7 protein-coding genes are annotated in these 5,191 nt (G+C 59.5%); 4 read left to right on the top strand and 3 right to left on the bottom strand.

The annotated features are described in order from the left end of the window. Both Q0288_RS01415 and Q0288_RS01410 read right to left on the bottom strand, forming a co-directional pair. On the bottom strand, nucleotides 1-478 hold a 478-nt coding region (locus Q0288_RS01415; RefSeq protein ID WP_299426022.1), incomplete at its 3' end, for an ABC transporter ATP-binding protein. A 144-nt stretch (nucleotides 479-622) separates the two neighbouring features. After that, nucleotides 623-1,309, bottom strand: coding sequence for a cytochrome c biogenesis CcdA family protein (locus tag Q0288_RS01410; RefSeq protein WP_299426025.1), 687 nt, complete (start codon nucleotides 1,307-1,309; stop codon nucleotides 623-625). Between the two features lie 69 nt (nucleotides 1,310-1,378). On the opposite strand from Q0288_RS01410, the gene Q0288_RS01405 reads away from it, so the two are divergent. The 3 genes from Q0288_RS01405 (at nucleotide 1,379) to Q0288_RS01395 (ending at nucleotide 4,203) form a co-directional block, all read left to right on the top strand. Further along, nucleotides 1,379-2,404 (top strand): HAMP domain-containing sensor histidine kinase, encoded by a 1,026-nt coding sequence (locus Q0288_RS01405; protein ID WP_299426019.1) that lies wholly within the window; start codon nucleotides 1,379-1,381, stop codon nucleotides 2,402-2,404. Between the two features lie 64 nt (nucleotides 2,405-2,468). Further along, complete coding sequence (locus tag Q0288_RS01400; protein ID WP_299426016.1) at nucleotides 2,469-3,434, top strand: ABC transporter ATP-binding protein; 966 nt, start codon at nucleotides 2,469-2,471, stop codon at nucleotides 3,432-3,434. Nucleotides 3,435-3,564: 130 nt separating this feature from the next. Then, a complete protein-coding gene (locus Q0288_RS01395) occupies nucleotides 3,565-4,203 on the top strand; it encodes a thiamine diphosphokinase (protein WP_299426013.1) in 639 nt (212 codons plus the stop codon). On the opposite strand, the gene Q0288_RS01390 is transcribed toward Q0288_RS01395, so the two are convergent. Then, nucleotides 4,179-4,676 (bottom strand): hypothetical protein, encoded by a 498-nt coding sequence (locus Q0288_RS01390; protein ID WP_299426010.1) that lies wholly within the window; start codon nucleotides 4,674-4,676, stop codon nucleotides 4,179-4,181. The two genes, Q0288_RS01395 and Q0288_RS01390, sit on opposite strands and share 25 nt — an antisense overlap. A 144-nt stretch (nucleotides 4,677-4,820) precedes the next feature. On the opposite strand from Q0288_RS01390, the gene Q0288_RS01385 reads away from it, so the two are divergent. After that, a complete protein-coding gene (locus Q0288_RS01385; protein ID WP_299426008.1) occupies nucleotides 4,821-5,051 on the top strand; it encodes a hypothetical protein in 231 nt (76 codons plus the stop codon). Nucleotides 5,052-5,191 lie beyond the last annotated feature (140 nt).

The following is a 5,191-nucleotide window of genomic DNA, read 5'->3' as shown; positions in this document are numbered from 1 at the left end:
ACAAACCCCGGCCCTGGGCATCTAGGGCCGCTTCTGGCTCGTCCAGGAGCCAGATACTGGGGGATTGCAGGCGCAGACGGGCCATGGCCAGGCGTTTTTTCATGCCGCTGCTGTAGCTCAGCACGGGCTTGTCAAGGGGTAGCCCCATTTGCTCCAGAGCCGAGTGAATCTCGGTCCGATCATCCAGCCGCCCATCCAGCCGCAGGGCGTAGTGCAGGTTTTCGGCTCCAGTAAAGTGCCGATGAAAAGCGGGTGGATTGGCTAGAAAACCCACTTTCCCGTCCAGTTGGAAGGAACCCTGGGTCGGGCGAACCAGCCCGGCCAACACCCGCAGCAAGGTGGTTTTGCCCACCCCGTTGGGGCCGACCAGGGCCACCGTTTCGTGCATCGCGAGCCGGAAATCCAGGTTGCGCAGCACCCAGTCCCGCCCGTAGCGTTTGGCAACCGCATTGGCCTCAATCAGCATCCGTTCCATCATACGGTTTTGAGAATCTCCAGGGTGAGTCTGCAAGACCCAGCCCGACGGGAGTATCGAGCATCATACGGGAGGTTGCTACCGGTGCCGCTGGCAGACTCCAGTGGCGCGACCTGGCGGCCTCGTTCCTTGCCGGGGGAAAGCACACTACTGACCCATCAGGCTTTTCTCGAGGTTCAGCAGCCACTCGGGCGTAATCTGGATGAAAAAGCTGTTGAGCTGGGTGAAGGCGCCGGTAAACATCAGAACGCCCACTGCGATCAGAGCCACCCCTGCCGTCACTTCGGCCCAGCGGGAGAAGCGAGCCGCCTTGCGCAAAACCGGACGAACGCGGTCAGCAAAGAGGGCCACCAGCAAGAATGGCACCGCCAGACCCAGGATATAGGCCACCAAAAAATTGACTCCACTTCCCGTTGCCGTAAGGGTCAGAATCCCTCCCAGAATCGGGCCGATGCAGGGTGTCCAGCCCAGACCCAGAACCACCCCAAGCACGAACGCGCCCCAGGGTCGGCTGGTATCCCCCTCATAGCGCAGATTCACTCCCCACTTTGGCTTTAAGCCAAGCATGTAGAGCCCAAATAGCACCATGAACACCCCACCAATCTGGGCCAGCAGATGCCGACTCTCAAACAGCAAGCCGCCCAGAATCGTGAAGGGCAGCCCTAAGAGCAAAAACACCAGCGAAAAGCCACCTACGAAAAAGAAGGCATTAAAAATTGGGCGTCCCCTCTCTCCCCCGAGGTAGAGGAGATAGGTCGGAACCAGCGGCAAGACACAAGGTGAAAGAAACGAGAGGTTTCCAGCCAGAAAGGCTGCAATCAAGCTCATGGTAATCAGGATAAACTAGATTGGTTAGGACATTCGTAATTCTTTCACGGGTTGCTGGGTATGATTGCTGCAATCATGCAAGAAAATATTATGGAATTTCAGCGAGACCTGCGTATTCGCACCATCCTGGAAGCAATTCCCGACGACCTGATGCTGGTTGACGCGGCAGGCAATATCCGCGAATACAAGGCCGGTAGGAGTGCCAGCCATCTGCCCATGGATCGGTTTCTGGGCACTACCCTGGGCGAGCTTTTCTCCCAGGCCGTGACCAGTCAGCTTCAAAGTGCCATTCGAGCAGGGCTTAACTCCGAGCTAGCCGGGGTCATCGAGCTGAGCCTGGAAGGGCGGGACTTCGAGGCCCGAATCGTGCCCATGGAGCGTGATATGACCTTGATCCTGTTCCGGGATGTGACCGTGGAGCGCGAGGCCGAACGGTTGAAATCGGAGTTCATTGCAGCCGTTTCACACGAACTCAAGACCCCACTGGCTTCTATTCTGGGCTTTAGCGAGCTGTTGTTGGACGACCGCCATGGATTCGCAGAACTCAAGGAGTTTCTGGAAAACATTCAGCACAGCAGTCTCCGGTTGAAGGATATGGTGAACAACCTGCTGGACACCTCCCGTCTGGAAGCAGGACGGTTTGCCATCGGCAGACAACCCGTAGATCTACAGTTCACCCTGGCCCAGACCGCCCGTAGCTTTGCTGGGGTTGCCAGGCTGAGCCAGACTCACTTCATCTGGGAGTTTGACCCCCTGCCTATGATCGAGGCCGACCCCGAGCGCATCGGGCAGGTGGTGGGCAACCTGCTTTCCAACGCTTTCAAATTCTGCCCACGGGAAGGTACTATCTGGCTACGGGCCAAGTCACATGGGGGCGTGCTGCTCGAGGTCGAAGACACCGGCCCCGGCATTCCGCTGGAGGAGCAGGGCCAGCTTTTCAACCGCTATAGCCGCACCCAGAGTGCGATCTCGAGGGGCATCGTGGGTACCGGACTGGGGCTTTATATCTCCAGGGCCATTGTCGAAGCCCACCAGGGGCGCATCTGGGTGGAGTCGCAGGAGGGCCAGGGGGCCAGGTTTAGCGTGTGGTTACCGCTTTAGGCAGGTATGGTCGCGGCTAACAGTTCCTTGAGCCATCCAACCCCCCAACCGGTAGGCTGAGGTCATGCTGCGTCTGGTGGGTCTTCGTAAAACCTATCCCGGGTTTTCCCTCGCTGTTTCGCTCGAGGTCAGCCCAGAGCAGACCCTTTCCCTGTTGGGGCCATCGGGCAGTGGAAAAAGCACCCTGCTCCGGCTGGTGGCAGGACTGGAAGCACCCGATGCCGGGCAGCTCTGGATGGGCGGTGTAGAGGTGACTTCCCTCCCCCCCGAGGAGCGCCGGGTAGGGTTTGTGTTTCAGGACTATGCCCTGTTCCCCCACCTGCCGGTCTCGGAAAATATCGCCTTTGGCCTGCGCGAAGCGCGGTGGGCCAGCCACCAGATCCGGGAACGAGTCTCCGAGTTACTGGATTTGACCAACCTGGGCCCCCACGCTCACAAACGCCCGCACCAGCTCTCGGGCGGAGAGCGCCAGCGGGTGGCGCTGGCCCGCGCGCTGGCCAGCAGGCCCAAAGTATTGTTGCTGGATGAGCCCCTGGGTGCGCTGGATCTCAAGCTAAGGCAGGAGTTGTTGCTGGAGCTGCGGGCGATTTTGCGCCAGACTCGAGTGCCCACCATCGTGGTCACCCACGACCAGTCCGAAGCTTTCGTCATTGCCGAACAGGTCGCCATCCTGCAAGGGGGTGCGGTTGTGCAGCTCGGCTCCCCCGAAATGCTTTTCAAACGGCCCAGGAACCGCTGGATCGCCACCTTCCTGGGTCACCGCAACCTGATCTCGCCTGAACAGAGTCGCCAGGTGGGGCTGCCCACGCTCCCGCATCTATTACCCCAGGAGGCCATACAACTCGGATCGGGTGAAGCGGCCCAGGTGCAGGAGCGAATCTTTATGGGCCACACAGTTGCCCTGGAACTGGCCTGGCGCGGCCAGAAACTCTACCTGGAAGGCCCGGAGTCTGGCCTCTACCCCGGTGACACGGTCCAGATCAGGATCGATTGGTCCCGGGTAGTGGTACTGGAGGAGAGTACCCTATGACAAAGGAGGAAAGGTCTTTGCACGGGCCGCAGGCACCAGGAATACCGTACCCACTGATAAACCCCAGGCCTTCACGCTTTTGAGGCATACCATCAGCCCTTGTGCAGTGTTTTTGACACGAGACTCAATCATGCGCCCATTCACCATTCTGTTAGGCGGTCTGGTCACCCCGACCCAGCGGCTACGAGCCCAGGTCTCCGGGAGTCGGGTGATCGCGGCGGATAGTGGCATGGTACACGCCCGGGCCCTGGCACTTCAGGCCGAATTGTGGGTGGGAGACTTCGACTCGGCCTCAGCGGAACTACAGCAAGCCTTCGCCCGTGTTCCCCGCGAGGAATATCCAGCGGGCAAGGACTTTACCGATGGGGAACTGGCCATAAAAGCAGCCCTGACCAGGGGGGCCGACCGACTCATTCTGGTGGGGGCCATGGGGGGCCAGACCGATCAGACCCTGGCCCATCTGCTGCTGGGTATCCGGCTGGCCCAGCAGGGTATTCCCACCCTGCTCAGCTCGGGATGCGAGGAGGCCTATCCCCTGCTACCAGGAAATCTGCGACTGGATTTGCCGCGCCACAGCAAGCTGAGTTTGCTGCCGCTGGGCGGTTTTTCCGGCCTGAGCATTCGCGGCGTTCACTGGCCCTTGCAAAAGGCCGAGGTACCCCTGGGCAGCACCCGCACACTTTCCAATCGGGTTTTGGGGCTGGTGGAGATTGAACTCGAGGCCGGGTATGGGCTGGCGATTGCCTACCCCGAACCTGCTACCTTGTGAAACTCGTCCAGAAAAAGCCCCAGTTGTACGGCCAGGTTTTCCTGTTCGCGCATGGCTTGTTCAAAGACCAGTGGTTCTTCTACCAGGGCGGGCAAGCGCAGCCAGCCCAGGTAGTACTGCCCCGCCAGGCCCGGCTGCTTCAGCCTCAGCCGCTCGGTATTTGAAAGCAGGGTCTCGAAGCGTTCGGGACTTACCAGCACCGGATACTGCACCGGCGAAAGCCGCGTGAGGAAGGCCTTGAGAATGCCGGGGTTCGACCAGAAACCATAGTTGAGGTCGTCGGTAATCTGCTCAATGCGCGAAAGCAGCGCGGGGTCTCCCTGACGGCCTACCAGCTTGCGCACCAGCTCACTGCGCCGCAGGCGCAAGGTTGCGTACTCGGGCAGCGAGTAGAGCTTACCAGGATAAAAGTCCAGGGCCCCGCGCAACCGATGCGCGATTACATAGTCCTGGTATTCCCGGAAGGGATCCACCCATATATTGTGCTACACAACCCGTCCTTATTGGAAGGGATCCTCCGATATAGTGTGCGACAGGGTCGTTAATAAGTAGAGATTAGCCCCGATGGTGGGGTTCTTCTCATGATTTGGCCCGTGTGCGTCGCGGTATATTCAAGTATGGACACCCGAGGCTGGGTTCTCAAAGCCATCGAGAAGTTGGGTTTTGCCAGCGAAAAAGACATTGTGCGCTGGCTGGACGAGGAAGGCGAAAGCCTGTCCAAAGACGAGCTTCAGCGCACGCTCGAGCGCCTGCTCAAAGAAGACCACCTCGAGCTGAAAAACGACCTCTTCCGTCTCAAGCCCAAGGATGGCAGCCACCGGGCCTTCGACAGCCTTTTCAAGGACTGACCGCTAATACCCGTCGGGCTTATAAGGACTTACCGATCACCCTGGGTTTGCGGACTCAAGCCAGGAGAACCTGGTGGGATCGGGCCCGAATTTGAGTGGATAGACCCGTTCACCTGCCTGGTTTCTAACCCATCGCATTG

This window comes from uncultured Meiothermus sp., assembly GCF_937863175.1.
Classification (GTDB): domain Bacteria; phylum Deinococcota; class Deinococci; order Deinococcales; family Thermaceae; genus Meiothermus.
Note: the sequence above shows the minus strand (reverse complement) of the source record. Positions and strands in the feature narration are given on the sequence as shown.